This is a genomic window from Pseudomonas sp. SZ40, assembly GCF_052958135.1.
Genome location: NZ_JBQWIF010000005.1, coordinates 105,384 through 131,762, shown reverse-complemented (window position 1 = coordinate 131,762; position 26,379 = coordinate 105,384). Strand labels below are relative to the sequence as shown.

Sequence of the window (26,379 nt, the reverse complement as noted above, 5' to 3'; positions counted from 1 at the left end):
TGGCTTGTAGCTCGGGTAGGATAGGCGTCTTTCCTGCCATCTCCGGAGCCAAGCATGAGCGCTGATATCCGCGCCGCGGTCGAAGCCGTGTTGCGCCAGTACACCGATCCCCATCTCGATCAGGATCCGCTCAGCGCCGGTTGCGTGCGCGCCATCGACGTCATGGGCGACCAGGTCAGCGTGAAGCTCGAACTGGGCTACGCTGCTGCGCTGTTCAAGCAGGGCTGGGCGCAGTTGCTGCAACTCGCCATCGAGAATATCAAAGGTGTACGCAGCGCCAGCGTAACGGTGAACTGCGTGATCGCCGCCCACAAGGCGCAGGCTCAGGTGCCGGCCCTGGCCAACGTCAAGAACGTCATCGCCGTGGCGTCCGGCAAGGGTGGGGTGGGCAAGTCCACCACCGCTGCCAACCTGGCCCTGGCATTGGCCCGCGAGGGCGCACGGGTGGGCATTCTCGATGCGGATATCTATGGGCCCAGCCAGGGCATCATGTTCGGCATTGCCGAAGGCACGCGGCCTCAGGTCCGTGAGCAGAAGTGGTTCGTGCCGCTCGAAGCCCATGGCGTGCAGGTGATGTCCATGGCTTTTCTCACCGACGACAACACCCCGGTGGTGTGGCGCGGGCCGATGGTCTCTGGCGCGTTGCTGCAGTTGGTCACCCAGACGGCCTGGGATGACCTCGATTATCTGATCATCGACATGCCGCCCGGCACTGGAGATATCCACCTGACCCTGGCGCAGAAAGTCCCGGTGGCGGGGGCGGTCATCGTCACCACGCCGCAGGATCTGGCCCTGCTCGACGCCCGCAAGGGCGTCGAGATGTTCCGCAAGGTGAACATTCCGGTGCTGGGCGTCGTGGAGAACATGGCCGTGCACATCTGTTCCAGCTGCGGCCATGCCGAGCATCTATTCGGTGAAGGGGGGGGCGAGAAGCTGGCTGCCCAGTTCGGCGTCGATCTGCTGGCCTCCATGCCACTGTCCATGGCCATTCGCATGCAGGCCGACGGCGGCAAACCGACGACCATCGCCGATCCGGAAAGCCAGATCGCCATGCTCTATCAGCAGGTGGCCCGTCAGGTCGGTGCGCGTATCGCCTCGAGTGCGGCGACGGCGCAGGTTATGCCGACCATCGTCATCGCTGACGATTGAAAACCGCTGCGCGCCCGCCTGGCGGGCGCGCAGGTAAATCGCAGGCATAAAAAAACCCCGCCGAAGCGGGGTTTTTTATAGAAAGAGCAGGTTAGATAACCTGAACTTCCTCAGCTTGCATGCCTTTCTGACCACGGGTGGCCACGAAGGAAACTTGCTGGCCTTCTTTCAGGCTCTTGAAGCCATCGCTCTGGATAGCTTTGAAGTGTACGAACAGGTCGTCACCGGATTGCGGAGTGATGAAGCCGTAGCCTTTCTCATCGTTGAACCACTTAACGGTGCCATTCTGACGATTGGACATGTGATGTCTCCTAATATCTAAATAAATAACAGCCCTGGAATAGGACCAGGCCGGGACTGAGTGCAACGAGTACTAGGAGTCGGACGATGTTTGGATCGAAATCTAGGCATCATGTAGCGATTCGCGGTGACACATGCAGCACAGTGGGGTCACCATACCCGCTTTTTTCGGGAAGTGCGAATGGTCTGTAAGTCTTTCTGCGATTTCCTTGCATTCTCCTCGTTGGCTTATAGCCGAAACGCTGTGTCAAGAGGCTTTGAACCCGAACCTTCAGCCCGGTAAGATGCGCTCACTTTTTCACCGAACAGACCTTCAGGACGGCCCCGCCATGAGCATCAAATCAGACAAGTGGATTCGCCGCATGGCCCAGGAACACGGCATGATCGAGCCGTTCGTCGAGCGCCAGGTGCGTAGCGAAGGCGGTCAGCAACTGATCTCCTACGGTGTGTCGAGCTACGGCTACGACGTGCGCTGCGCCGATGAATTCAAGGTCTTCACGAATATCAACTCCGCCACCGTCGACCCGAAGAATTTCGATGAGAAAAGCTTCGTCGATATCAAGAGTGACGTGTGCATCATCCCGCCGAACTCGTTCGCCCTGGCTCGTACCGTGGAGTTCTTCCGTATTCCTCGCAACGTGCTGACCATCTGCCTGGGCAAGAGCACCTACGCGCGCTGCGGCATCATCGTCAACGTCACGCCGCTGGAGCCGGAATGGGAAGGGCACGTGACCCTGGAGTTTTCCAACACCACCACACTGCCCGCGAAGATCTATGCCAACGAGGGCGTTGCGCAGATGCTGTTCCTCGAGTCCGACGAGGCCTGTGAGGTGTCGTACAAGGACCGTGGCGGCAAGTATCAGGGGCAGCGCGGGGTCACCCTGCCCAGGGCCTGATACGGCCTCTGCGGCGCACTGCCAAGAAACCGGGATTTTCCCGGTTTTTTTGTGCGCAGCGTTTACTCGATGCTCAAGATCTTGACGGCGTGGGGTCAAATCGCAGGCAAAAAAATGGGCGCTTCATGCGCCCGGAGAAATCAATCGATGCCTAGTTTCTGAGTGGATGCGCCCTATGAAGTTCCAAAGGATTTATAGGGCGAACTGTTCACGGGTGGCAGGTCTACATGGTTATCAAGGCGCGCGACTTCGCGTGCCAGCAACAATGCCACCGCTGGAGACACACTATGAGTCAATGGAATATCGCCTACAGCAGAGATGAGGCGGCAGAAGTCCTCAAGGTCAAATCGAAAGACAAACCCAGTCTGGAACAAGCCGTGATCTGGCTGCTGGAGTGGGCCGAAGAGAATCTGGAGCGCCTCGAACCGAAGGAGCAGCCCCGTGAGGAGCAGACTCCCGCAGTTCGCCTGGAGGAGCGCTTCGGCATCACCATCACCGGCATCGCCCGAGACTGACGACCAAGCGGCTCGGGCTCAGGCGCGAGCGCGCTCCTTGCTCGCCGGCTCTGCAACGGCGGCGGAGCGGCGTGCATTCATGGGTTCGACCTTGCGCTGCTTCTCGTGCAGGAAACTCAGCACCGCATGGCGATAGGCGTTGTAACGCGGATCGTCCGCCAGTGCGATGCGATCACGGGGCCGCGGCAGATCGATGGTGAGGATCTCGCCGATGGTCGCCGACGGGCCGTTGGTCATCATCACGATGCGATCGGAGAGCAGCACCGCCTCGTCGACGTCGTGGGTGATCATCATCACCGTATTGTGCAACTCGCTCTGGATACGCATCACCTCGTCCTGCAGATGGGCGCGGGTCAACGCATCGAGTGCGCCGAAGGGTTCATCGAGCAGCAACACCTTGGGTTCCATGGCCAGCGCGCGGGCGATGCCGACGCGCTGTTTCATGCCACCGGAAATTTCGTTGGGCCGCTTGTGTAGGGCGTGGCCCATGCTTACCAGTTCCAGGTGATGCAGCGTCCAGTCACGGCGCTCGGCCTTGCTCTTGGTGCGCTTGAAGACCTTGTCGACCGCCAGGGCGACGTTTTCCTGCACCGTCAGCCAGGGCAGCAGCGAGTGGTTCTGGAACACCAGGCTACGATCCGGGCCGGGGCCGCGAACTTCTCTGCCATCCAGAATCACCGCACCGCTGCTGGAGTCGGTCAGGCCGGCGACGATGTTCAGCACCGTCGACTTGCCGCAACCGGAGTGGCCGATGATGGAGATGTACTCGCCGCGCTCGACGTTGAGGTTGATCTGGTTCAGCACATGGGACGTGACGCCGTCACGCTCGAAGTACTTTTCCACGTTTTCGATGCTCAGGTAGTGCTTGCTCATATCCGTATTCCTCAGGCCGATGTGCCGCGAGTGATGCGATTGCCGACGAACAGCACCAGGCGATCGAGCAGGAAGCCGACCACGCCGACGTAGACCAGGGCGAGAATGATGTCGCTGATGCGCGAGGCGTTCCACGCGTCCCAGATGAAGAAGCCGATACCCACGCCCCCGATCAGCATCTCTGCAGCGATGATCGCCAGCCAGGACAGCCCCACGCCGATGCGCAGCCCGGAGAAGATGTAGGGCGCGGCGGCGGGCAACATGATCTTCTGGAAGTACTCCACGCCATTGAGGCGCAGCACCTTGGCGACGTTGCGGTAGTCCTCGGGGATATTGCGGATGCCCACCGAGGTATTGATGATGATCGGCCAGATGGCGGTGATGAAAATCACGAACAGGGCCGACGGGTGACTGTCCTTGAAACCGGCCAGCGAAAGCGGCAACCAGGCCAGCGGCGGGACGGTACGCAGGATCTGGAACAGCGGATCGAGGCCGCGCATGGCCCAGGTCGACTGGCCGACCAGCACCCCCAGGGCGACACCGACGACCACCGCCAGGGCATAGCCGTAGGCTACGCGCTCGAGGCTGGCGAGCAACTGCCAGGCCATGCCGACGTCGGTGCCGCCATTGTCATAGAACGGATTGACGATCAGCTCCCAAGTGTCTTCGATGACCTGGCTGGGCGGTGGCAGCGAAGCATTGGCGCCGCTGCATAGCAATTGCCAGATCAGCAGCAGTGCCGCGGTGATCACCAGAGGCGGCAGCACCGATTGCATCAGCGTGGTCGACAGCCGTTTCAGCCAGCTTGGAGCGATGACACCAGCCGGCAGGGCCAGCGATTTTACGGGCGCATTCATGGGGCGGTTCTCCGGTTAGGCCTTCAGGGACAGGCTGTCGAGATAGGCTTGCGGGTTCTGCGGGTCGAAGGTCTTGCCGTCGAAGAAGGTCTCGACGCCGCGCGATTTGGATGGCGGAATCTGCTCGGCAGGCACCGCGAGCTCGGCGGCGGCCTGGCGCCAGATGTCTTCGCGATTGACGGTGTCGATCAGTGCCTGGCTGTCGAAATCCTTCGGCAGGTAGCCCCAGCGTTTGTTTTCGGTCAGGAACCACAGGTCGTGGCTCTGGAAAGGATAGGAGGCGAACTCGCTCCAGAAGCGCATCACGTGCGGGCTGTTTTCCACCACGCGGCCGTTGCCGTAGTCGATGTTGCCTTGCAGGCGTGCCAGCAGATCCTTGGCAGGAGCGCCGATCCAGCGGCGCTTGGCGCAGATCTCGGCGACCTGCTCCTTGTTCTCCGCCGCTTCGCAGAACATCTGCGCTTCCATCACCGCCTTGAGCAGCGCACGGGTAGCGTTGGGGTTGGCGTCGACGTAATCGGCGCGCAGCGACAGGGCCTTTTCCGGGTGATTGGCCCACAGTTCGCCAGTGGTGACCGCGCTGTAGCCGATGCCCTGGTTGATCAGCTGCGCGTTCCAAGGCTCACCGACGCAGAAGGCGTCCATGCTGCCGACCTTCATGTTGGCGACCATTTGCGGTGGCGGGATCACCACCGTCGGCAGATCCTTGTTGGGCTCGATGCCGCCGGCTGCCATCCAGTAGCGCAACCACAGGTCGTGGGTGCCGCCGGGAAAGGTCATGGCCGCGGCGATTTTCTGGCCCTTGGCAAGTTTGGCGGCGACGGCCTGCTTGAAGGCGCTGGCGTCGGTGCCGAGTTTGAGGTCCTGGTATTCCTTGCTGATGGAAATGCCCTGACCGTTGAGGTTCAGGCGCGCCAGCACATACATCGGCAATGGGGTGTTGTTGGTGGTGACCTTGCCAGCGGCCATCAGATAGGGCATCGGCGTGAGGATATGGGCACCATCGATGCCACCACTGCCGGCGCCAAGCACCAGATTGTCGCGAGTGGTGCCCCACGACGATTGCTTGAGCACTTCCACGCCGGTCATCCCGTGCTTGGCGAACAGGCCCAGTTCATCGGCCACGAACAGCGGTGCGGCGTCGGTCAGGGCGATGAAGCCGAGCTTGGCCTTGGTGGTCTCCAGACCATCGCTGCCGGCAGCCCATACCGCGCTGCTCAGCCCCGCCGGCAGCAGGCTCATCAGCGCACCGCCACCAAGCAGACCCATGGACTGCTTGAGAAAGGTACGGCGCGGCTGGCTGGTGCTGTCGTCGATGCTCGGCAATGTACGTGGCTTGTCGTCCATATCGTTTTCCCCAAAAGGCACGCATAAAAAAACGGCGTCACTCTCATGGCAGCGCTCGGGCTGCAACGAGGGTGGACGCCGTTGTCCAGGATTCGGATTGTGGAGGGGCAGTGCCTGCCTCACTCATGATGGACTTAGCAGGTTGCATGCCAGACATCCTGTCGCCTGATTCGACGGCGAGGCGATCGCCGCCGTGCAGCACACATCGATGCGTTAACTGCTTGAGCAGGAAGGCTTTTCGAAGCGCGTCCGACACGCGTCGACCATCCGCGAGCCAAGCGGGCGACATTTGCCACCGCACAGCAGCAGGGCGCGATGTCCCTTCAGTGCGCGGAGCAGGTGCATGGCGAGTTCGTTTTTGGGCATCGGGAGACTGCGGTCGAGCGAGGCGATACTGAGGGTGGAGTTCGAACTGGGTGCTGGCGGTACAGCGTCAACTGCTTTCACGGGCGGGAATCGCTGCGCTATCTCTATGTATCAAAAACGCTTGTTCCGATGGGTCGACATCAAAAGCAGACATTGTTGCCTTACCTGGGGGAACGGGCCATGCCCGTAATTTTTTTCGCGGGCATGGACTGGGCGTCCCCGCCCGCTCCCACAGAGACTGCACCGATGATCGCTGCAGCCATTGCACATGGCTGCAGCGTCGAAAGATCGTGAATAGATTCGAGCAGGGATGGCGAGCGATGCCTGGCAGGCAAGCGCTCCACTCAGCCGCGCTTGCCCTTGTCTGCGCGCGGATTTTCCTGGGCCTTGCGGGCGGCGAAGGCGAGCAGGCTCTGGGCCACGTCGACCAGCCGCATGCTGCGTTCCATGGCGGATTGGCGCAGGCGTGCGTAGGCATCTTCTTCACTGAGCCGGTAATCGTTCATCAGCAGCTTCTTGGCACGCTCGATCAGCTTGCGCTCGTTGAGGGTCTCGCGGGTTTCCTTGAGCTCGTCGCTGACCCGCTGCAGACGCTGGTTCTGCTCGTGCAGCAGGTCGAGCACCGAGCGCGCCAGGTGGTTGCCCACCGAATCCTGAGGCGCACTGTCCAGCGTGCTGCTGTGCACGCTGAACAGCAGCGCCTGATCGCTGCCGACATCCATCTGCGCCAGGCGCTTGAGCAGCGTGCGATGGTTGTCCAGGTCTGCATGGGCCTCGGCGATACTGCTACGGCAATGCTCCAGCAGGCGATTGGCGAGGTGGTTTTCCACCTCCTTCATGGCATCGATGCGCCGGGTATTGAGTTCGAACCACAGCTCACAGAGGCTTGGATCCACCGTGGCATTGGCCGACGTACGCTTGGCGATGCCGCGCAGGCTGATCACCTGAGCGACGGTGTCGCCACCGTGAATCTGCTGCCAGAGCGCCACTGCTTCGGTATCGGCGAACTCGCCGAACACATCGAAGCAGCGCTCCTGGCCGTCTTCGAGATGCTGCAGACGCTCCTGCAACTCGGCATCGAAATGCCCGCGCGAGAAGCCTTCGACGCCGGCGGCGCGCTCCTGGCCGGCCAGCTCCTTGCCCTGCATGAAGTTGAACATGGCCACCAGCAGCCGGGTGATGCCTGGATCGACAGCGGTATCGGCGGCTTCGAAGACCACGGCCAGCAAGCCGCCGATCAGCCGTGTGAAGGCCTGGGTGGCCAGGCGTGGCGTGGGCTCCAGTTCACGGATACGACGCCGCAACCCGGGCAGTTCGTCCAGGCCATGCAATACATAGGCGATGCGGTTGAACAGGCGGGCACGGTCCGCGGCATTGGCCTGGGCGGTATCCATGGCCATGAAGCATTCGTGTACCTGGCGCTCTACGGCGGCTGATTCGGCACTGTGTGCATCAAGTTGGTGCAGGTAATGGCTCGACTGGTTGCCGAGATAGATGTTGGAGTAGCCCCGTTCCTTCTGCAGGTGGTGCACCAACTGGCTGATATGGGTCACCAGTTGGCAGGTGAAGGACAGGCTTTCCAGGCCCTGCAGCTCGCAACGGCGGGCGGCGAGCATGAAACGCAGGGCGGCAGGCATGGTGGTGTCAGGCATGAGGGCAGTCTTTCAGGCAGTACGGTTGAACTAAAACAGTGCAAATAGCAGTCCAGTTGCCTTTGCCGGACTGCTTTTGGCTCAGGCGCTGCGCATCTCCAGTTCTCTGGCGGCGTCCATGGCGGCGCCGACCACGTCGCCAATCACCAGAATGGCCGGGCTTTTCAGCTTGAACGCCAAGGCGGCGTCGGCCATCTCCAGCAGGGTGCTGCGGCATTCGCGTTGATCCGGCAGCGAGGCGTTCTCGATCATCGCCACGGCGGTATGCGCCGCCATGCCTGCCTCGAGCAGATGCTGGCGGGTATCGGCCAGGGTGGCGATGCCCATGTACACCACCAGCGTCGTGCCGCTGTCGGCCAGCGCCTGCCAGTTGGGCGAGCTGCCATCCTGAGTGTGTGCGGTCACCAGGGTGACGCCGCGGGCGACACCGCGCAGCGTCAGGGAGATACCGCAGCGGGTCGCCGCGGCCAGGCCGGCGGTGATGCCGTTGACGATCTCGCAGTGCACGCCGCGGGCGGCCAGCCAGTCGGCCTCTTCGCCACCACGACCGAAGATGCACGGGTCACCCCCCTTGAGGCGTGCGACCACCTTGCCCTGGCGGGCATAGCGCAGCATCAGGCGATGGATGAAGGCCTGGGGCGTTGAGCGGCAGCCTCCGCGCTTGCCCACGCGGATCACCCGGGCACCGGGGCAGTGCTCCAGCACCTGCGGGTTGACCAGGTCATCGATCAGCACCACGTCGGCCAGGCCGAGGGCACGCACCGCCTTGAGGGTGAGCAGTTCCGGGTCGCCTGGGCCGGCGCCGATCAGCCAAACGCTTGGGGTCATCACGGTAATCCTTCTCTGTAGGGTCTGTTGACGTTTCCGCACGGCAACGCGGCTCGCGCTGAAACGTCAACAGACCCTAGGTTCAACCCAGTCTTCGCTAGGCTTCGATGGTCTGTAGCGCCAGCAGACGCTTGATTTCAGGTACGCAGGAGCCGCACTGGGTGCCGCAGCCGAGATTCTGTTTGAGCGCGATCAGGTCGCAGCCGCGCTCGATGCCCTCGCGCACTGCCGCCTCGCTGACGTTCATGCAGGTGCACAGGGTCTTGCCGGTCTGCGGGCGAGTCTGGCCGGGCGGGCTCTGCACTGGCGCCAGCAGCCAGCGGCGCAGCCCCAGGCCGCTGTCGTCATCGAGCGAGGTCTGGTTTTGCCAGAGGTCGCGCAGCCAGCCACGAGCCAGGGTTTCACCGCTCAGGGAGAAGCCTGTCAGGCGACCGCCGTTGATACGCACGCGCTTGTGAATGGGCTGGCGGCCAGGGTCGCCACGAGGGTCGTCGTAGCGGATCACCGGTCCTTTGGCCAGGCCCAGTTGTTCCTGAAGCAGCTCGAGCAGCCCGGCATCGGGCGCATGATGGTGGGCGACGCGCATCACCAGTGCCGAGTTCTCGCGGCCGGCCAGGCCGAAGCTGGCGTAGGCGAAGGTTTCGCACAGCGGGTGCAGGGCTTGCAGGCGTTGCTGAACATCACCTTCGATCAGCGCGTGGAAGCTCCAGGGCAGGTCGATGGGCTGCACGTCGATGCCGGCGTGTTTCAGCTCTGGCTGCTTCGATAGCGGATCGAACGCTGGCAGGGTCAGGGCATTGACGCCCAGGCCCTTGAGAAAGCGATCTCCCCAGTGCATGGGTAGGAACGCCTGGCCCTGTTGCAGACTGGCGTCGGTCTGTACGCGCACCACCAGTGTGCCGCGGCGGCTGCGCACTTCGACCAGTTGGCCGTTCTCCAGGTGTCGTTGCGCCATGTCGTGCGGGTGCAGATCGAGCAGCGGTTCCTCGACATGGGCGAATAGCCGTGCCGCGGTGCCGGTACGGCTCATGCCGTGCCACTGATCGCGCAGGCGCCCGGTGTTGAGCGTCAGCGGGTAGTGCCTGTCGCGTTGCTCTTTGGCCGGCTGGTAAGCCTCGGCGATGAAGCGTGCGCGGCCGTTGGCGCTCGGAAAACGGCCGTCGCCGTAGAGGCGCGGCGTACCGATTTGCGCGCCCTCCGGAAAGGGCCATTGTTGCGGGCCGCGTGCTTCCAGCAGCGCGTAGTCGAGGCCGCAGAGATCCAGATCTCGACCGCGGGTCAGGACCTTGTATTCCTCGAACAGCTGCTCGCACTTCTCGAAGGCGAAATGCCCGGACGGCACGCCCGGCAGGCGGGTTTCCAGGCGCCTGGCGAAGTCGCAGGTGATCGACCAGTCGGCCCGCGCCTCACCAGGTGCCGGTACGGCACGGCGCACGCGACTGACGCGGCGCTCGGAGTTGGTCACCGTGCCCTCCTTCTCGCCCCAGCTGGCGGCGGGCAACAGCAGGTCGGCGTAGCGGCAGGTTTCGGTGGTGAAGAACGCCTCCTGCACGACCACGAAAGGGCAGTCGCTCAGGGCCTTGTGAATGCTGTGCTGGTCCGGCATGGACTGGGCCGGGTTGGTGCAGGCGATCCACAGCGCCTTGATCTTGCCGCTGCCCACTGCCTCGAACAGCTCGATAGCGCTGAGGCCAGGGGTTTCCGGCAGAGCGTCGACGCCCCAGTAAGCGGCCACTTCGGCGCGGTGCTCCGGGTTGGCGGCTTCACGGTGACCGGGCAGCAGATTGGACAGGCTACCGGTTTCCCGACCGCCCATGGCATTGGGCTGGCCGGTGAGGGAAAAGGGCCCGCTGCCGATCTTGCCGATCTGCCCGGTGGCCAGGTGCAGGTTGATGATCGCGGCGTTCTTTGCGGTGCCGGCGGTGGACTGATTGACGCCCATGCACCACAGCGACAGAAAACGCGGCGAGCTGCCGATCCAGTCCGCACAGCGGCGCAAATCCGCTTCGCTGATTGCGCAGAGCTGGGCGACGCGCGCAGGCTCGTAGTCGGCGACCAACGCGTGTAGCGCCTCGAAGCCTTCGGTGTGCGCCTCGATGAAAGCGTGGTCGAGACGCCCCTGTTCCAGCAGCAGGTGCAGCACGCCGTGCAGGAGCGCCACATCGCTGCCAGGCGCGATGGCCAGGTGCAGGTCGGCGAGGTCGCAGGTGTCGGTGCGCCGCGGGTCGACGACGATCACCTTCATCTGCGGGTTTGCTGCCTTGGCCGCCTCCAGACGGCGAAACAGGATCGGGTGGGCATAGGCCATGTTGCTGCCGATGATCAGTAGCGTGTCGGCCTGCTCGATGTCTTCGTACGAGCAGGGCGGCGCATCGGCACCCAGGCTGCGCTTGTAGCCGACCACGGCCGACGACATGCACAGGCGTGAATTGCTGTCGATATTGTTGGTGCCGACCAGCGCGCGGGCCAGCTTGTTGAAGGCGTAGTAGTCCTCGGTCAGCAACTGCCCGGAGATATAGAACGCGACGCTGTCCGGGCCGTGCTGGCGAATCGTTTCGGCGAATACATCGGCAGCATGATCGAGGGCGCTGTCCCAGTCGGTACGAACACGACCCAGCCCTTTGCCGAGGCGCAGTTCGGGGTACAGGGCACGGGCGGCGAGATCGCCGGTCAGGTGCAGCGAGGCGCCCTTGCTGCACAGCTTGCCGAAGTTCGCCGGGTGCGCGGGATCGCCGCTGACGCCAAGAATGCGCTCGCCGTCGTGCTCGATCAGCACGCCGCAGCCGACGCCGCAATAACAGCAGGTCGATGCGCTGGTGCGTGTCACGCCGCTGAGTTCCTGAACACCCATCAGGCCGCTCCCTGCAGGAGAATCGGATCGGTGCTGCAGGTGGATGACAGGCTGCTCACCGCATCCTCGCCGAACATCAGCATGTCGCGGATATCCGCCACCTGGCGACCTTCGCGGATCAGTTGCAGATACCAGGCGCCATCGGCGGTATCGCCATACAGGCAGGCGCCGACCAGCACGTCGTTCTTCAGCACCAGTTTGCGATAGCTGCCAGTGATCGGGTCATCGAGAACGATACTCTGCGTCCCTGGGCCGCCAGCGAAGTCACCTGCGGAGAACAGATCGATACCGGTGACCTTTAGCTTGGTGGCGGTCAGCGAGCCGAGATAGCGGCGAAAGCCCTGCATGGCCAGGTGGCTGGCACATACTCGCGCCTGTTCGAACAATGGTGCCACCAGGCCGTAGGCCACGCCGCGGTGGCTGACGCACTCGCCGACGGCGTAGACCCGGGGGTCGAAGCTCTGCAGCGTATCGTTGACCAGAATACCGCGCGCGCAGGGCAGGCCTGCGTGCTGGGCCAGTTCGATGTTGGGGCGAATACCGGCGGCCATCACCACCAGGTCGGCGGGCAGTTGTTCACCATCGCTGAAGCGCACGGCGCTGACCCGGCCGCTGTCGGTGCCGATCAGCTCGGCGGTCTGCTTGCCCAGGGCGAAGTGCAGGCCGCGTCGTTCCAAGGCGCTCTGCAGCAGCCTGCCAGCACGCTCGTCGAGCTGGCGTTCCAGCAGGGTAGCGCCGTTGTGTACCACGCTCACATCCATGCCACGCAGCTTGAGGCCATGTGCCGCCTCCAGACCGAGCAGGCCGCCGCCGATGACCACCGCACGACGGTGCAGGTTGGCGCTGTCGAGCATGCAGCGGGTGTCGGCGATATCCCGGTAGCCGATCACGCCTGCCAGACCATTGCCCGGTATCGGCAGGATGAATGGTCGCGAGCCGGTGGCGATCAACAGTCGGTCATAATCGGCACTGCTGCCATCATCGGCGATCACCCGGCGATGCACCCGGTCGATTTCCACCACCTTGCGGCCCAGCAGCAGATGGATGCCGTGCTCGGTGTACCAGCTCAATTCGTTGAGCACGATGTCATCGAAGGTCTGTTCGCCCGCCAGCACCGGTGAGAGCAGGATGCGGTTGTAGTTGGGGTGCGGCTCGGCGCCGAACACGGTGATGTCGTAGAGGTCGGGAGCGATCTTGAGCAGTTCTTCCAGCGTGCGTACGCCGGCCATGCCATTGCCGATCATCACCAGTTTCAATCGTTTCATCCGCTACCTCCGTGGCCCTGAGTGAATCGCGGCAAACAAAAAAAGGCGTCCTGCACCGTAGTGCAAGGACGCCTTTGTCCGATCCCGATTCGTTTCGGGGAGCCCTGCCGGCTACCGGCGTGCTCTATGTCTGCAGGGACATGAGCAGGGAGTGTGCCAATTGCCCGGGAACGGCGCGGCAGAGTCGTACCGCAAGCAGAAAATGGCTCCGTCAGTCAGCGGCGCGAAGCCGCAACCCCGCGTCGCCCAGTTCCTGGCCGTGATTGGGCGGGGCAGGGCGCAGCCAGCATCCTGTCCCGCTGGCTACGCCTGATCGACCCTATGGTGAGGGCTATCTCTGCGCGTTGTTGGTGCGTTGCGCACCTGGTTTGTGCGTCAAGGCGTCAGCAGCAGGCGTTTGCTGCCGTAGGTCTTCTCCAGATTCTGCTGCTGCACGGGGAAACTCAGGTACTTGGCCCGCCGCCAGGCATCGATGCCGTCGGCATAGTGCGGGCTGGCCGGGTTGCCCGATTGCCCGGAGCTGTTCAGGCCGATCATCGGTTCCTCGCGACCGAAGTCGACGATCATCCGCATGCTCGGGATCAGCCAGGTATCGAAGTCCTGACCCCAGTTGTAGGCCGAGACGTTCAACGTGCTGTGATCACCGCCGGCCGGGTAGGGGCCGCGGTCCAGATAGCCTTTCAGGGAGCCGATGCTGGCGCGCTGACCGGCGCCGAGGTAGGGCGCCATCTGCGTGCTACCGCTCAGCCACTCGTAAGTGTGCAGCTTGCCCCATTGCCAGGCGGTGCGTTCAGCGCCCAGGCGCTGCTCGAGCAGCTCGATGCTGGCCGCCAGGCTGCGGGCGAGAATCGCCGGTTTGTCTTCCTTCTGCGGGGTACGCACGTCGTCCCAGAACGGGCTGTCTTCACGGCCGAGCAGGTGATCGGCCTGGGCCGAATAGGAGAGGTTGGCGGTATCGACCAGCGCCTTCCAGGCCTTCGAGGTTTCCGGGCCGAGCTCGTCGAGGAAGATCTGCCGCGCGCTTTCGTGCAGGAAGGCGCCATACACGGCTGCGTCCGCGGAGGTCGCGGAGAGCTTGCCGTCGAAGGCCATCAAGCGGCTCAAGGCTTCACGGGCCTTGCCACGCTGTGCCTCCGGCAGGCGGTCGATGGCCTGGCGCAGTGGTGCGGCCATGTTCTGCGCTTCGAACATGTTCTGCAGCTTGGCGACGAAAGGCGAGGTCTGATCGTATTGCATGGCAATCATGCTTTGCGTGTCATGGCGACCGCTGCCGGCCAACTGCGCGATGCGCTCATAGCGCTCCGGGGCGTACCAGGAGTTGGAAAGCTGCATGCCATAACCGCGAGGCACGCTGCGCTGATTGGCGCTACCCAGCCAGCCTTGCTGCGGGTCCTGGTCGTAAGGATGGAGCATCGGGTCGGCGAAGCCATCCCACTCGTAGCGGCTTTCCCAGCCCGGCGATGGCACCAGGCCCTGGCCGCCGCGGCGGTTGGGGAAGCGCCCGGTGACCTGCCAGCCGATGTGCTCGGCATCGGCGAACACCAGGTTCAGTGGCATGGCACGGATTTCCCGGGCTGCCTCGAAGGCCTGTTCCACCGACTGCGCGCGCGACAGATCGAAGAAGGCGTCGAGGCTGGCGTCGTCTTCGAACTGGGTGGTCTGTAGCGCCAGGCCGTAACCACTCTGCAACTGCAGGGGTTGCAGCGGATGCTTGCGCTCGCCCAGCACGCTGTTGAGCAGCGCGCCGTGACGGGTTTCGTAGAGCGTTTCGCGAATCGGTTTCTGACCCTTGATGAAGAAGGTTTCCTGGCGCTCCTGAGCTGGCTGCCATTTGCCATCGGCGAGATACAGAAGGCGATTGCCTTCACGCTTGACCTGTTCGAGGAACAGGTCCTGGTTGTCGCCCATCACCATGGTCATGCCCCAGGCGAGCTTGCCGTTGAAACCGGCAACCACGGCGGGTATGCCCGCGACCGTCACGCCCGATGCCTGGAATTTCGGCGCACGAATCTGCACGAAGCTCCATACCGAGGGCAGCTCGATCGGCAGATGGGTGTCGTTGGCCAGCAGGCTCTTGCCGCTGCGACTGCGCGAGGGCGCGATGGCCCAGTTGTTCGAGGCGGCGACGCCGAGCATGTGCCGCTCGGACACCTGAGCGGCAGCGCTCTTCACCGCCTGAAGGCCGGGAATGTTGCCGCCGAGAGCAAGGCCCTTGAGTTTTTCGGCTTCCTCGAACGGTAATGGCTCGTCCGGGTAGGTCGGCAGCAGCCAGGCCAGTTTGTCCGCGCCGACTTTCTGGGTCAGGGTCAGGGCCGCGATCTCTTCCTGCAGGTTCACCGAGAGGCCGAAGTTGAGCAGGCAGAAGATCATCACCGAATCTTCGGGCTTCCAGTAAGGCGGCCGGTAGCCGGCTTCGGCCAGGTCCATCGGCAGCTTGTCACGATAGCGGAACAGGTAGGCGTTGACGCCACGGGCATAGACTTCGAAGAACGCCTTCATCCGCGGCGAGGCATTCTTGTAGAGCACCTCGGCGCTCTTCTTGAGGTTCACCGCGCGCATGAAACGGTCCATTTCCAGCACGCCAGGGCCGGCCATTTCCGCCAGGCGACCCTCGGCCATCAGACGCAGACTGACCATCTGGCTGAGGCGATCGCTGGCGTGTACGTAGCCGAGGGTGAACAGGGCGTCGTGAAAGGTATGGGTCTCGATCAGCGGCATGCCCAGCGGGTTGCGGCGTACCGAGGCGGTTTGCGCCAGCCCCTGGACACGGAAGGAACCCTGATCCGGGTGCACGCTGTTGCGGTAGCGGCTATCGAGCAGAGACTGGCAGCCGCTCAGCGCGACCAGGCCGGTAACGAGGCCGGCGAGGCCAAAGGTGGCGAGAGGACGGAAAGCGCGCGGCAGCATGCGGCGGACTCCTGGCGGAAAATGGCGGTGGTGGGCGGGTGCCCGGATGCGAATGGCGCTAAAGGTAGAGAGCGGCATGGCGCCTGGCAAGTGGCGCCGTGATCGGAGCGACGGTCGTCGCCCCATGGGTTATGGGCGCGTGCTCAGTCCGTCGTCGAGCAGCCAGCGGGCAGCCTCTCGGGCTTGCTGGTCGTGAGCCTGGGCCAGCTCGGCGAAACGGCTCTCGTGCTGGCGCCGTCCGGCCCGACTCAGGGCTTTCCAGTCGGCGTGGGTGGGCACGTGTGCAGTCGCCTGGTAAAGCTGCTGAAAGACTTGGGTCTGGGGCGTCAGGCTCAGTGTGGAGTCGTAATTGTCGAGCAGCACCTTGATGCGAATCGCGCCTTCTATCAGCGGCACCTGCCCGTCGAGCAGACAACTGGCCAGCACCCGTAAATCATCGTGCAGACGCTGGCGCTGGGCGTGGCGAGCATCGCTCTGCAGGCGTTGCCTGGCCCAGACCCGACGCCACAGATGGGCGGCGTACAGCGTCAGGGCGACGACGATCAGCGTCGCGAACAGGATCAGCAGGTGATCAGGCCCCATGGCACTTCTTGAATTTTTTTTCGCTGCCGCACGGGCAGGGATCGTTGCGACCAACGTCCTTCAGGGTGTTGCGTACCGGCTCCTGAGGTGCGTGGTTGCAGTGCGGGCCGTGCACATGGCCGTGATGATCGTGGCCATGATCATGGTCGTGATCGTGGTTGCAGTCAGGGCCGTGGACGTGGGGTTGCTGGGTCATGCGAGGTTACTCCGGAAGATATTCACCGGGAATTATCTCGCCATTGCGTGCCATGTGCACGCGGCGCCCGAAGAATAATCCGGTTTTCACTTCACCCTGCAGGCGATAGCTGATGGGCTGGTCCGGCTGTTCGAGCAACTTGACCACCTGACGCACGTGGCGCCACAGGTTGGTACGTACGGGAACGTCGAATTCGGTATGACCATTGGCGGGCACGGTGAACCAGACTTCCGATTCACCCTCGGCGAGCTTCACGTCGTTGAGGTGCACCACGTAGTTGAGGCCACGCACTGGCAGGCTGACGTCGTTGGGGTTGTCGATCCGGAAGCGCAGGACGAAGCGCTGCTCCAGCAGCTTGGCCCTTACCACGTCGACATTCACGAGACGAACGTCGGGATCTTCGAAATCGTCCGAAAGCCAGGTCGAGCAACCGCTCAAGACCGAGCACAGACCAAGAAACACCAGTAGGCTAAGAATTCTTATCATTTGCGCCTGAGAAAACATTTCATACTCCGTTCGAGGCCTCAGTGTAACAAGAGACGGCTTGGCTGCCCTAGGGGCTGTTAACATTTCCGCGCAACCTGGGTGGCCCCAGGCCGAAGCGCCAAGCAGACGCTCGCCGCCGTCATCGCATTTCGAGCGCTTTGCCGGGAGCGCAGTGAGGAAATGCCGACGGACTCTCGTGTGCTCGCAAAAAGCTGCGTCATACTGGCCTGCATGCATTTAGGTTTTATTGCTGTGGCCAAAGCGGCACACGAAATGACAAAAAGGAGCGTGGTGATGGCGCGATACGAAGTCGCATTTTCCGGTGAGCTGGTGCCCGGTGCCCAGCTGGAAACCGTACAGGCCAACCTGGCCAAGCTGTTCCAGGCCGATGCCCAGCGTATCGCTCAGCTGTTTTCCGGGCGGCGGGTGGTGATCAAGAACAATCTGGACGAAGCCGCTGCCGAGAAGTACCGCAGTACCCTGGAGCGCGCCGGGGCGCGTGTCGAAGTGATCGATACCGAGCCGGAAATCATCGAAGAGATCGAACTGGCGCCGCCACCACCGGCCCAGCCGATCACTGCGCCAGCCAGTCAGCCGCAGCCGGGGCGCCTGCAGGTGGCGCCGCGTGATGAATACATGGCGGCCTTTGCCGATGTCGATGCGCCGGATTTCGGCGTTGCCGCGTTGGGTGCGGATCTACAGGATGCGCCAGTCGAGGTGGCCGAGCCCGTGCTGGACTTGTCGCAATTCAGCCTCGCGCCGGTGGGCAGCGACATGGGCCAGGCGAAGGCTCAGCCCGCAGCAGCGGCGCCGGATACCTCGCACCTCAAGCTGGTGTGAAGTCGTAGCTATAGATAGCCCGCGCAGCACTTCTTGAACTTCTGCCCACTGGCGCATGGGCAGGGGTCGTTGCGCCCGGCCTGCAGGCCTACGGTCGGGTCGATGAAGTACCAGCGGCCCTGATTCTGCACGAAAGCGGAGCGTTCACGGTGGCTGTGCTCGCCGGCTGCGTCGTGCCAGCGGGCGATGAAGGTCACCCTGGCATGTTCGGGCTGACCACCCAGCAACTCCGAGTGCTCGACCTCCAGGCCCAGCCAGGTGCTTTGCAGGCTCCAGGCGCGGATGCCTTCGACGTCGAGTTTCGCCTGCTGGGCGGGCAGCGAAGTCGCCACCAGATAATCGATATTGCCAAGCACGTAAGCGCTGTAACGCGAGCGCATCAGGCTCTGCGCGCAGGGAGCAGGCACGCCGTCGTGATAACGGCCGCAGCAATCCAGCAGAGAGTCGCCGCTACCGCAGGGGCAGCCAGTTTGCGGGGCTCCGGTTTCCATACTTACCACCAGTACTTGCCGAAATTTTCCGGATTGGCCCAGAACTTGGCGTTCAGCCAGTCGGGTGCCTGTTTGTACTCGAGCAGGTCATAGGTGAACAGACTGAGAACCTGCTCTTCCCTCGCGAAGCGCTCGCTGACATGCAGGGCGAGGGCGAAGAAGTCGGTGTCTTTCCAGCCGCTGGCCTGCAGGTCGACCAGCACCGCCATGCGGCTGGCATTCAAATTGCGTATGCCACCGAGCAGTTGTAGGCCATCGCGTTTGGGCATGTGCTCAAGGCAATCGACGATGACGGCGAGATCGAAACGCTGTCCGGCCAGCTCCGCTGGCAGGGCGCCGGTGGCGGAATGGGCGATCAGGCTCTGGGGATGCGCTTGTCGAAAGGCATTCACGGCAGGTTGCTCGCTGGCACCGATCAGCAGCAGGCGTTCGGGCGCATAACGTTGAAGTAGAGCTGCCAGCGATTGTTGCGGCGTGCGTGTAGAAATGATGTGGCTCATCGAAAACCTCGAAGGAATCACAAAAGACTACCCCGCGCGGATGCAATCAACTAGAACTGTTCGTTCTGCTCGGCTGTCGTAACGCTGTCTGGCAGATTTTAAAACGGGCGTCTTTAATCCAGAGTGTCGGTTTTTGCACCGATTCCCATTAGGAGACTTGCATATGAGTATTACAAGGAAAGCGGTACCCCTGATCATTGCGTCCACCTTTCTGACGGGGTGCGCTGGCGTTCAGAAATCCGACTGGCCAACCTGTGCTGCGGTAGGCGGCGTCAGTGGCGCAGCGTTGGGCGCCATCGAAAGCTCGGCCTGGGCTGGTGGTGGTGCAGTGATCGGTGCTGGCTTCGCTGCCGCCTATTGCTGGGTGCACGGCGCTGATGGTCAGGAAGAGCTGGTGTTGGTCGAAGAAACCATCGTCGAAGAGCCGGTGGTCGCTGAGCCGGTTGCTGAAGCGGTACGTGTCGAGCTGGACGTGAAGTTCGATTTTGACAAGTCTCAAGTGAAGCAGGAAAGCCTTGGCGATATTCAGAGCCTGGCTGACTTCCTCAAGCAATATCCGCAAACCACCACTGTGGTTGAAGGCCATACCGACTCCGTCGGTACCGACGCCTACAACCAGGCCCTGTCCGAGCGCCGTGCAAATGCCGTGCGTGAAGTACTGGTCAATCAGTACGGTGTGGGTGGTACCCGCGTGAATGCAGTCGGCTATGGTGAAAGCCGTCCGGTTGCCGATAACGCCACCGAAGAAGGCCGTGCGATCAACCGTCGCGTGGAAGCGGAAGTCGAAGCACGGCCATAAGCCAGCCTCGACATTCGCGAGAATCCTGACCGGCTTCATGCCGGTCAGGAGCACGATGCTACGCAACGGGCATCGTTTTCGTTCGACCCTCTGGTTTCCTTACCCGCAAACACAGTAATGTGCCGCAAAATCATAAGCGGTCGGGGCGGGCAATGAAGACTATCGCGGGGCTGGGCAAACTCTTGGCGACACTGTTCTGGTGCGTCGTGCTTGCCAATCTGATCGACCCATACGCTCAACCTTTCGCTCAGTTGCTGACGCTCGCTGGCGCTGCCGTGCTGGCGCTGCATGTCATCGAACTGGCGTTGTTCAATGGTCTGCTTCGCGGTCAGCCGCGCGTCGCTGTGGCGCGGGCTCAGGTGCTGGCTTTCGGCATCTTCCATCTGTGGACGCTTCCGGCTGTTGCCAGCACGGCTCTGCAGGTTAGCCCCGAGGAAACCGCCCATGCGTAAGCTGATTCTGCTGGCGGCACTGTGTTGCCCGTTGCTGGCACTGGGCGAGGCCGTCATCGAGGTCGACTCCCACAACTTCATGCGCCTGCCCGCGCAGGGCAGCGTGCTGCAATTGCAGCGCCTGACGATCGCAGACAACGGTACCTTGCTGGTGCCGGTCGGGGTCAGCGAGTTGCGTATCGACGAGCTATATCTGGGTCATAACGCGCAGATCGCCATCGCGCCGTCCAACGAAAGTCTGCATCTGGATATCGGCTCCGGCGAGATCGCCTCGGGCGCGCAGATCAGTGCGCCGGGTGCTCCGGGTACTGCCCAGCGTGCAGCAGTACCGGGGCGTACGCTGGTCATCCGCCTGCAGGCCGTGAACACCGATCAGTGGCTGCTCGATGCCCGTGGTGGTCGTGGCGCCCCCGGTTATGCCGGACTGGACGGCGCCGATGGCAAGGCCGGTGGTTGTGCCTGGGGGCAGGCCAGTGAAGGCCACAATGGCCAGAACGGTACCGATGGGCATCCCGGTGCGCCGGGTGGGCAGGTGCGTCTGGAGGTCCCGGCGGACTTCCCTGTCGAGCGTTTGCAGGCCCGGCTGGAAGGTGGCGCCGGTGGCCCTGCCGGTAGTGCGGGCATTGCCGGTACGGGTGGTGCGAGCAAGGGCTGCTGGATCTACAGCACCAGCGGTGCTCGCGATGGGCGGCCCGGCATGGCCGGCCAACCCGGTGCAGCCGGGCAGGACGGGCGCCTTGACGTGGTGCGTTTCTGATCAGCGCTTAAAGATTGGGGCGGGCTGCCGCGATCGCGACCACGACCAGCCCCAATGACAGGTTGATCGCGACCAGTCGGCGGATACGCCCCAGTACGACGCCACCTGCCGGCCAGTCCTGGGCTTGCACCGCGCGGCGCAATGCCGGCAGTTGCAAGGCCTGGATACGCAGGAACAGCGCCAGCATCGCCAGATAAAGGCCCATCATCACGTTCACGTAGCGGGGGGCGCCATCGAAGCCGCTGAAGCCCATGTGCAGCATGCCGACTCCGCTGATCGGCAACAGCAGCACCGCGATCCACACCCAGACGAAGAAGCGCCGGAACACGTCCAGCCATAGCGTCAGCCGCTCGGCGGGCTGCAGCGTGGCGCCTGTCGCGGGGCGCAGCACCATCCAGGCGAAGAACATGCCGCCGACCCAGACCAGCGCAGCGAGCAGGTGCAGGGTGTAGATCAAGGAATAAGGTTGCATTCATGTACTCCGGTTACAGCCCGGATCAGGCAGCATTGGCCGATGCGATCGCAGCCATGCCTGGCCGACGTTGCCGAAGTCCATTTCCTCGCCGTCGCTCGGGACGGCTCGATTGCCAGCAGCACTGCGCTGATCGGGTTTCAGAAAGTCTTGCCGCGCGCTGCTCTTCATCCGGTTTTGGCAAGCGAGTCAGCGCGCAGGCGATTGGCGCGCTATGATAGCGGCCGTTTGCAAACACTGAAAATATATCCAGCCTTTTTAGCCTAAGTTCTTCATGCTCAGTACCGAACTCAAGTCCCAGATCCAGGGCGCCTATTCCCGTTTTCTCGAGTCCAAGGGGCTCAAGCCGCGCTATGGGCAGCGTCTGATGATCGCTGAAATAGCCAAGGTGCTCGGGACCATCAAGACCGACGACGAGGAGCGTCGCCTGGGCGAGCCTGCCGTGGTCGCGGTGGAGGCTGGCACCGGTACCGGCAAGACCGTGGCCTACAGCATGGCGGCCATCCCTATCGCCAAGGCGGCCGGCAAGCGGCTGGTGATCGCCACGGCCACCGTGGCCCTGCAAGAGCAGATCGTGCACAAGGATCTTCCGGATCTGATGCGTAACAGCGGCCTCAGTTTCAGCTTCGCACTGGCCAAGGGCCGTGGGCGCTATCTGTGCCTGTCGAAACTCGACGTATTGCTGCAGGAAGGCCAGGCGCAGAGCTCCACCGCGCAGTTGTTCGAGGAAGAAGGCTTTCGTATCGACGTGGACGAGGCAGGGCAGAAGCTCTTCACCTCCATGATCGAGAAGCTCGCTGGCAATAAGTGGGATGGTGACCGTGACAGCTGGCCCGAGGAGCTGGAAGACAGCCGTTGGGCGCAACTGACCACCGATCACAGCCAGTGCACCAGCCGGCACTGCCCCAACTTCGGACAATGCGCCTTCTACAAAGCCCGCGAAGGCATGGGCAAGGTCGATGTGATCGTCACCAACCACGACATGGTGCTGGCGGATCTCGCCCTCGGCGGCGGGGCGGTGCTGCCCGATCCGCGTGACACCCTGTATGTGTTCGACGAAGGCCATCACCTGCCGGACAAGGCCATCGGCCATTTCGCTCACTTCACCCGGCTGCGTTCCACTGCCGACTGGCTCGAGCAAATCGCCAAGAACCTCGCCAAGCTGCTGGCTCAGCATCCCCTGCCGGGTGACCTCGGTCGGCTGATCGAGCAGGTCCCGGAGCTGGCTCGCGAGCTCAAGACCCATCAGCAGTTCATGTTCAGCGCCTGTGAACAGCTCGCTGATTTCAAGCCGGGCGAAGATATGGAGGGGCGTGAGCGGCCGCGCCATCGTTTCATCGGCGGCGTGGTGCCCGAACACCTGATCGAGCTGGGCCTGGAACTCAAGAAGGGTTTTTCCAAACTCACCGATCTGTTCACTGGCGTCACCGAAAAACTCAAGGAAGCCATGGATGGTGAGACCGGCAACGGCATCGCCAGCCACCAGGCCGAAGAGTGGTACCCGCTGTTCGGCAGTCTGCTGGCGCGGGCCAAGGGCACCTGGGAGCTGTGGCTGGCGTTCACCAGTGAAGACCCGGAAGACAGCCCGCCGATGGCGCGCTGGCTGACCCTGGCCGAAAGTGGTGCGTTGTTCGATATCGAGGTCAATGCCAGCCCGATCCTGGCCGCCGAGACCCTGCGGCGCAACCTGTGGAATGTGGCCTATGGGGCCCTCGTGACCTCGGCGACACTCACCGCACTGGGAACCTTCGACCGCTATCGCATGCGCGCCGGGCTGCCGAAGGTGGCCGTCACGGCGGTGGTGCCGAGTCCGTTCCACCATGCCGATGCAGGCGTGTTGCGGGTCCCGGATCTGAAGGCCGACCCGCGCAATGCCGCCGAGCACACGGCCGCGATCATCCGCGATTTGCCTGGGCTGGTGCAGGGTTCGCGGGGAACCCTGGTGCTGTTTTCCTCGCGTCGACAGATGCAGGACGTGTTCGACGGCCTGGAGCGCGACTGGCGCAAGCGTGTGTTCATCCAGGGCAACCTGTCCAAGCAGGAAACCCTCAACAAGCACAAGGCTCGGGTCGACAGTGGCGAGGAGAGCGTGCTGTTCGGTCTCGCCAGCTTCGCCGAAGGTGTCGACTTGCCTGGCGCCTATTGCGAGCACGTGGTGATCGCCAAGATTCCTTTCGCGGTACCGGATGATCCTGTCGAGGCCGCACTGGCGGAGTGGATCGAAGCCCGTGGCGGCAACCCGTTCATGGAAATCTCCGTGCCCGATGCATCGCTGCGCCTGGTTCAGGCCTGCGGGCGCCTGCTACGTACCGAGGCGGATCGTGGCACCATCACCCTGTTGGATCGACGGGTGGTCACCCAGCGTTACGGCAAGGCGATTCTCAATGCGTTGCCGCCGTTTCGCCGAGAGATCTCCTGACGCCGCCCCGGCGACGGCGAAAAAAACAGGCACCAAAATCGTCCTTAATCGACATGCGGGCTTTGCGGTCAGGCCCCCATCTGGCGCACTATTGCCGCTTCGCGCGTGAAGCGCGGCATAGGGCTCGTGGCGGGACTGTCTCGGGTCATTTTTATCTGTCGAGTTGCGGGGAGAAGGGGTCTTGAAGGTCAACACCTGGCTGCTGTCGGCCGATCGTTCGGTGCAGTGCGACGCGCACGTGCCCACCGAGGGTCTGGTTTCCAAAGTACGGTCACTGTGCATCGCTGCAGCCCGTCCTCGACAACCCCTGGCGATGGGACGTCTGGTTCTGGTCGCGCTGCTCGGCCTGCCGACCATGGGCCATGCCGCAGATCAACAGGAACTGTTCAACTTCGTCCGGCCGATGGACGCGGTACAGATCGGTGGCGAAAACGCCTACCTGCCCAGCGTTACTGCGGAAAGCGCTGCCCAGGGCGAAATCCTGCGCCGCGCTACTTTCAACCCAAGCGAACGCCCGACGCTGCGGCTGACTCCGCAGAGTGGCAACTGGGACTGGTCCGAGTTCAGTGCCATGAGTTTGCGTGTGCAGAACGCCATGGATTGGGCGCTGACTGTCGATGTCACCATCGAAAGTGCCGACGGCAAGCGCCTGACCACCCAGATCGCCCTGCCGGCCGGGCCCGCGCAGACACTGCTGGTGCCGCTGGGGGCTACCTCGCCGCGTGCTCAGGGTATGCGTGCCGGGGCCGTGATGCCGTGGCGTTACGATGGTCGTCTGCTGCTGTTGGCGGAGACCGTCAATGGTGAGATCGACCCGGCGAAGGTCACTGCGGTGACGCTCTCCATCCCCAATCCTCAGGCTGCCCAGCATCTGTTGCTGGGACGTTTCGGTGTGCGCGACAGCGCCGATCTGGAAGACGCCTACCGCGGTATCGTCGATACCTATGGTCAGTTCACTCGCCGTGATTGGCCGGGCAAGATCAAGAACGACGATCAACTGCGCCAGGGTGTTGCTCAGGAAGACAAGCAACTGCAGGCCTGGCAGGCCGATCGCCCCCGGCAGGACAACTATGGCGGCTGGATCGGCGGCCCGTCCTTCGAGGCCACTGGCTTTTTCCGCACCGAGAAGCGGGCAGGGCGCTGGTTCCTGATCACGCCCGAGGGCAACCCCTTCTATTCCCTGGGGGTGAACACGGTCATCGGCAGCGAGAGCCAGACCTATATCGAAGGCCGTGAAAAGATGTTCAGCGCGCTGCCCGCCGAGGGCGAGCCGCTGGCCGCGTTCTACGGCAGCAGCGACAACCAGTCCGATACCGGCGCCAACCGCGGCCGTGCCTTCGACAGTGGTCGTTGGTACGATTTCTACAGCGCCAACCTGCAGCGCACATACGGCGCTCAGGACCCCAAGGTCTGGCGCGAGCGGGCACAGAATCGTCTGCAGGCCTGGGGCTTCAACACCCTGGGTAACTGGAGCGAGAACGATTTCGCCTTCGACAAACGCATGCCCTACAGCATCCCGCTGTCGATCCATGGCGACTACGCGACCATCAGCACCGGTATCGATTGGTGGGGCGGCATGCCTGACCCGTTCGATCCACGATTCGCCATGGCCGCCGAGCGCGCCATCGCCATCGCCACCCGTGACCATCGTGACGACCCCTGGGTGATGGGCTATTACGCCGACAACGAACTGGCCTGGGCCGGTCCGGCGGACGATCCGCTATCGCGCTACGCCCTGGCATACGCGACCCTGCGCCTGACCACCGACGTGCCGGCCAAGCGTGCGTTTCTGAAACAGCTGCGCGACAAGTACCGCAACCAGGAAGGGCTGTCCAAGGCCTGGGGTATCGAGCTGCAGGCCTGGGAACTGATGGAAGACCCTGGCTTCAAGGCGCCGCCGATCAACCCGGCCTACCCGGCCATTGAAAACGACATGAAGCGTTTTCTGCGTCTGTTCGCCGACACCTATTTCAAGACCATCGCCGACTCGCTCGACTGGCACACGCCGAATCATCTACTGCTCGGTGGTCGTTTCTCGGCGAGCATTCCCGAGGCGGTGGAAGCCTGTGCTCAATACTGTGACGTGCTGAGCTTCAATTTCTACACCCGCGAGCCGCAGCACGGTTACGACTTCGAGGCACTGCGCAAGCTGGACAAGCCGATGCTGGTCACCGAGTTCCATTTCGGCTCTCGCGACCGCGGCCCGTTCTGGGGCGGCGTATCCGAGGTCTACAAGGAAGAGGAGCGCGGCCCGGCCTATGCGCATTTCCTCGAGAAGGCACTCGAAGAACCGCAGATCGTCGGTGTGCACTGGTTCCAGTACCTCGATCAGCCGGTAACCGGACGCCTGCTCGATGGCGAGAACGGGCACCTGGGGCTGGTGGCGATCACCGACAGGCCGTGGGACGGTTTCGTCCAGGCGGTTCGCAAGGCCAACCTGGCCGTGCCGTCCAAGGTGCTCGAGGAGGCAGCCAAGGAGCCGCCAGCCGCAGCCGCTCCGGCCAAGGACGCGGCGGCCGAGCCTGAAGCCAAGCCGAGCGAAGCGACCACGCCTTAATCACCGGGGCGCCAGGTGAGCC

The 26,379-nt window shown here is 63.1% G+C and carries 23 protein-coding genes and 1 pseudogene; 9 read left to right on the top strand and 15 right to left on the bottom strand.

Going from position 1 to position 26,379, the window contains the following annotated elements:
- Positions 1-54: 54 nt before the first annotated feature.
- Positions 55-1,149, top strand: coding sequence for an iron-sulfur cluster carrier protein ApbC (gene apbC / locus ACT9T4_RS06690; protein ID WP_499116164.1), 1,095 nt, complete (start codon positions 55-57; stop codon positions 1,147-1,149).
- Positions 1,150-1,240: 91 nt separating this feature from the next.
- On the opposite strand, the gene ACT9T4_RS06685 is transcribed toward apbC, so the two are convergent.
- Positions 1,241-1,450, bottom strand: coding sequence for a cold-shock protein (locus ACT9T4_RS06685; RefSeq protein WP_042555234.1), 210 nt, complete (start codon positions 1,448-1,450; stop codon positions 1,241-1,243).
- A gap of 328 nt (positions 1,451-1,778) precedes the next feature.
- On the opposite strand from ACT9T4_RS06685, the gene dcd reads away from it, so the two are divergent.
- Positions 1,779-2,345 carry a dCTP deaminase gene (gene dcd / locus ACT9T4_RS06680; RefSeq protein ID WP_042555235.1) on the top strand — a complete coding sequence of 189 codons (567 nt, stop codon included), beginning with the start codon at positions 1,779-1,781 and terminating at the stop codon, positions 2,343-2,345.
- A gap of 287 nt (positions 2,346-2,632) precedes the next feature.
- Positions 2,633-2,860, top strand: a complete 228-nt coding sequence (locus ACT9T4_RS06675) for a hypothetical protein (protein WP_042555236.1) — start codon at positions 2,633-2,635, stop codon at positions 2,858-2,860.
- Between the two features lie 18 nt (positions 2,861-2,878).
- Here the strand turns inward: ACT9T4_RS06675 and ACT9T4_RS06670 are convergent, their stop codons facing one another.
- From ACT9T4_RS06670 to ACT9T4_RS06620, 11 genes are all read right to left on the bottom strand, one after another.
- Positions 2,879-3,733: an ABC transporter ATP-binding protein gene (locus tag ACT9T4_RS06670; protein WP_499116161.1), complete on the bottom strand. Its 855-nt coding sequence runs from the start codon at positions 3,731-3,733 to the stop codon at positions 2,879-2,881.
- Between the two features lie 11 nt (positions 3,734-3,744).
- Positions 3,745-4,590 carry a nitrate ABC transporter permease gene (gene ntrB / locus ACT9T4_RS06665; protein ID WP_042555238.1) on the bottom strand — a complete coding sequence of 282 codons (846 nt, stop codon included), beginning with the start codon at positions 4,588-4,590 and terminating at the stop codon, positions 3,745-3,747.
- A 15-nt stretch (positions 4,591-4,605) separates the two neighbouring features.
- Positions 4,606-5,937, bottom strand: coding sequence for a CmpA/NrtA family ABC transporter substrate-binding protein (locus tag ACT9T4_RS06660; RefSeq protein ID WP_179537538.1), 1,332 nt, complete (start codon positions 5,935-5,937; stop codon positions 4,606-4,608).
- 710 nt (positions 5,938-6,647) lie between these two features.
- Positions 6,648-7,955, bottom strand: a complete 1,308-nt coding sequence (locus ACT9T4_RS06655) for a nitrate regulatory protein (RefSeq protein ID WP_042555240.1) — start codon at positions 7,953-7,955, stop codon at positions 6,648-6,650.
- An 81-nt stretch (positions 7,956-8,036) separates the two neighbouring features.
- Positions 8,037-8,783 carry a uroporphyrinogen-III C-methyltransferase gene (cobA, locus tag ACT9T4_RS06650; RefSeq protein WP_499116159.1) on the bottom strand — a complete coding sequence of 249 codons (747 nt, stop codon included), beginning with the start codon at positions 8,781-8,783 and terminating at the stop codon, positions 8,037-8,039.
- A 97-nt stretch (positions 8,784-8,880) separates the two neighbouring features.
- A complete protein-coding gene (locus tag ACT9T4_RS06645; RefSeq protein WP_499116158.1) occupies positions 8,881-11,634 on the bottom strand; it encodes a nitrate reductase in 2,754 nt (917 codons plus the stop codon).
- Positions 11,634-12,899: an NAD(P)/FAD-dependent oxidoreductase gene (locus ACT9T4_RS06640; RefSeq protein WP_156152756.1), complete on the bottom strand. Its 1,266-nt coding sequence runs from the start codon at positions 12,897-12,899 to the stop codon at positions 11,634-11,636. Before ACT9T4_RS06640 ends, ACT9T4_RS06645 begins: the two co-directional genes overlap by 1 nt.
- A gap of 375 nt (positions 12,900-13,274) precedes the next feature.
- A complete protein-coding gene (locus ACT9T4_RS06635; RefSeq protein ID WP_499116156.1) occupies positions 13,275-15,806 on the bottom strand; it encodes a penicillin acylase family protein in 2,532 nt (843 codons plus the stop codon).
- A 129-nt stretch (positions 15,807-15,935) separates the two neighbouring features.
- Positions 15,936-16,388, bottom strand: coding sequence for a DUF2489 domain-containing protein (locus tag ACT9T4_RS06630; RefSeq protein ID WP_499116155.1), 453 nt, complete (start codon positions 16,386-16,388; stop codon positions 15,936-15,938).
- Positions 16,378-16,584, bottom strand: coding sequence for an SEC-C metal-binding domain-containing protein (locus ACT9T4_RS06625; RefSeq protein WP_042555245.1), 207 nt, complete (start codon positions 16,582-16,584; stop codon positions 16,378-16,380). Before ACT9T4_RS06625 ends, ACT9T4_RS06630 begins: the two co-directional genes overlap by 11 nt.
- 6 nt (positions 16,585-16,590) lie before the next feature.
- Positions 16,591-17,088: an LEA/WHy family protein gene (locus ACT9T4_RS06620; RefSeq protein ID WP_042555246.1), complete on the bottom strand. Its 498-nt coding sequence runs from the start codon at positions 17,086-17,088 to the stop codon at positions 16,591-16,593.
- Positions 17,089-17,364: 276 nt separating this feature from the next.
- Here ACT9T4_RS06620 and ACT9T4_RS06615 point away from each other — a divergent pair, with 276 nt between their 5' ends.
- A complete protein-coding gene (locus ACT9T4_RS06615; protein ID WP_042555247.1) occupies positions 17,365-17,910 on the top strand; it encodes a hypothetical protein in 546 nt (181 codons plus the stop codon).
- Between the two features lie 8 nt (positions 17,911-17,918).
- Here the strand turns inward: ACT9T4_RS06615 and ACT9T4_RS06610 are convergent, their stop codons facing one another.
- Both ACT9T4_RS06610 and ACT9T4_RS06605 read right to left on the bottom strand, forming a co-directional pair.
- Positions 17,919-18,401, bottom strand: a complete 483-nt coding sequence (locus ACT9T4_RS06610; RefSeq protein WP_042555248.1) for a YchJ family protein — start codon at positions 18,399-18,401, stop codon at positions 17,919-17,921.
- Between the two features lie 2 nt (positions 18,402-18,403).
- On the bottom strand, positions 18,404-18,901 hold the full coding sequence (locus ACT9T4_RS06605) for a DUF6231 family protein (RefSeq protein ID WP_042555249.1): 498 nt from the start codon (positions 18,899-18,901) through the stop codon (positions 18,404-18,406).
- A gap of 442 nt (positions 18,902-19,343) precedes the next feature.
- Between ACT9T4_RS06605 and ACT9T4_RS06600 the strand changes: the two are divergent.
- From ACT9T4_RS06600 to ACT9T4_RS06590, 3 genes and pseudogenes are all read left to right on the top strand, one after another.
- Positions 19,344-19,700 (top strand): annotated as a pseudogene (locus ACT9T4_RS06600) (OmpA family protein); the annotation flags it as partial.
- A 152-nt stretch (positions 19,701-19,852) separates the two neighbouring features.
- Positions 19,853-20,152 carry a DUF1145 domain-containing protein gene (locus ACT9T4_RS06595; protein WP_042555251.1) on the top strand — a complete coding sequence of 100 codons (300 nt, stop codon included), beginning with the start codon at positions 19,853-19,855 and terminating at the stop codon, positions 20,150-20,152.
- Positions 20,145-20,909, top strand: a complete 765-nt coding sequence (locus tag ACT9T4_RS06590; RefSeq protein WP_042555252.1) for a hypothetical protein — start codon at positions 20,145-20,147, stop codon at positions 20,907-20,909. The genes ACT9T4_RS06595 and ACT9T4_RS06590 overlap by 8 nt, the downstream gene beginning before the upstream one ends.
- 7 nt (positions 20,910-20,916) lie before the next feature.
- On the opposite strand, the gene ACT9T4_RS06585 is transcribed toward ACT9T4_RS06590, so the two are convergent.
- On the bottom strand, positions 20,917-21,381 hold the full coding sequence (locus tag ACT9T4_RS06585) for a CopD family protein (RefSeq protein ID WP_499116152.1): 465 nt from the start codon (positions 21,379-21,381) through the stop codon (positions 20,917-20,919).
- A 274-nt stretch (positions 21,382-21,655) separates the two neighbouring features.
- On the opposite strand from ACT9T4_RS06585, the gene dinG reads away from it, so the two are divergent.
- Positions 21,656-23,800, top strand: a complete 2,145-nt coding sequence (gene dinG, locus ACT9T4_RS06580) for an ATP-dependent DNA helicase DinG (RefSeq protein ID WP_042555254.1) — start codon at positions 21,656-21,658, stop codon at positions 23,798-23,800.
- A 313-nt stretch (positions 23,801-24,113) separates the two neighbouring features.
- Positions 24,114-26,357, top strand: a complete 2,244-nt coding sequence (locus ACT9T4_RS06575) for a beta-agarase (protein ID WP_499116212.1) — start codon at positions 24,114-24,116, stop codon at positions 26,355-26,357.
- Positions 26,358-26,379 lie beyond the last annotated feature (22 nt).

Excerpts from the sequence above, each read along its gene's own strand:
- ACT9T4_RS06575 (WP_499116212.1), top strand. The coding sequence starts at position 24,114 with ATGGGACGTCTGGTTCTGGTCGCGCTGCTCGGCCTGCCGACCATGGGC.
- ACT9T4_RS06605 (WP_042555249.1), bottom strand. The coding sequence starts at position 18,901 with ATGAGCCACATCATTTCTACACGCACGCCGCAACAATCGCTGGCAGCT.
- ACT9T4_RS06625 (WP_042555245.1), bottom strand. The coding sequence starts at position 16,584 with ATGACCCAGCAACCCCACGTCCACGGCCCTGACTGCAACCACGATCAC.
- ACT9T4_RS06675 (WP_042555236.1), top strand. The coding sequence starts at position 2,633 with ATGAGTCAATGGAATATCGCCTACAGCAGAGATGAGGCGGCAGAAGTC.
- ACT9T4_RS06655 (WP_042555240.1), bottom strand. The coding sequence starts at position 7,955 with ATGCCTGACACCACCATGCCTGCCGCCCTGCGTTTCATGCTCGCCGCC.
- ACT9T4_RS06610 (WP_042555248.1), bottom strand. The coding sequence starts at position 18,401 with ATGGAAACCGGAGCCCCGCAAACTGGCTGCCCCTGCGGTAGCGGCGAC.
- ACT9T4_RS06595 (WP_042555251.1), top strand. The coding sequence starts at position 19,853 with ATGAAGACTATCGCGGGGCTGGGCAAACTCTTGGCGACACTGTTCTGG.
- ACT9T4_RS06645 (WP_499116158.1), bottom strand. The coding sequence starts at position 11,634 with ATGGGTGTTCAGGAACTCAGCGGCGTGACACGCACCAGCGCATCGACC.
- ACT9T4_RS06615 (WP_042555247.1), top strand. The coding sequence starts at position 17,365 with ATGGCGCGATACGAAGTCGCATTTTCCGGTGAGCTGGTGCCCGGTGCC.
- ACT9T4_RS06670 (WP_499116161.1), bottom strand. The coding sequence starts at position 3,733 with ATGAGCAAGCACTACCTGAGCATCGAAAACGTGGAAAAGTACTTCGAG.
- dcd (WP_042555235.1), top strand. The coding sequence starts at position 1,779 with ATGAGCATCAAATCAGACAAGTGGATTCGCCGCATGGCCCAGGAACAC.
- ACT9T4_RS06630 (WP_499116155.1), bottom strand. The coding sequence starts at position 16,388 with ATGGGGCCTGATCACCTGCTGATCCTGTTCGCGACGCTGATCGTCGTC.
- dinG (WP_042555254.1), top strand. The coding sequence starts at position 21,656 with ATGCTCAGTACCGAACTCAAGTCCCAGATCCAGGGCGCCTATTCCCGT.
- ACT9T4_RS06635 (WP_499116156.1), bottom strand. The coding sequence starts at position 15,806 with ATGCTGCCGCGCGCTTTCCGTCCTCTCGCCACCTTTGGCCTCGCCGGC.
- ACT9T4_RS06640 (WP_156152756.1), bottom strand. The coding sequence starts at position 12,899 with ATGAAACGATTGAAACTGGTGATGATCGGCAATGGCATGGCCGGCGTA.
- ACT9T4_RS06620 (WP_042555246.1), bottom strand. The coding sequence starts at position 17,088 with ATGTTTTCTCAGGCGCAAATGATAAGAATTCTTAGCCTACTGGTGTTT.
- ntrB (WP_042555238.1), bottom strand. The coding sequence starts at position 4,590 with ATGAATGCGCCCGTAAAATCGCTGGCCCTGCCGGCTGGTGTCATCGCT.
- apbC (WP_499116164.1), top strand. The coding sequence starts at position 55 with ATGAGCGCTGATATCCGCGCCGCGGTCGAAGCCGTGTTGCGCCAGTAC.
- ACT9T4_RS06585 (WP_499116152.1), bottom strand. The coding sequence starts at position 21,381 with ATGCAACCTTATTCCTTGATCTACACCCTGCACCTGCTCGCTGCGCTG.
- ACT9T4_RS06590 (WP_042555252.1), top strand. The coding sequence starts at position 20,145 with ATGCGTAAGCTGATTCTGCTGGCGGCACTGTGTTGCCCGTTGCTGGCA.
- ACT9T4_RS06660 (WP_179537538.1), bottom strand. The coding sequence starts at position 5,937 with ATGGACGACAAGCCACGTACATTGCCGAGCATCGACGACAGCACCAGC.
- ACT9T4_RS06685 (WP_042555234.1), bottom strand. The coding sequence starts at position 1,450 with ATGTCCAATCGTCAGAATGGCACCGTTAAGTGGTTCAACGATGAGAAA.
- cobA (WP_499116159.1), bottom strand. The coding sequence starts at position 8,783 with ATGACCCCAAGCGTTTGGCTGATCGGCGCCGGCCCAGGCGACCCGGAA.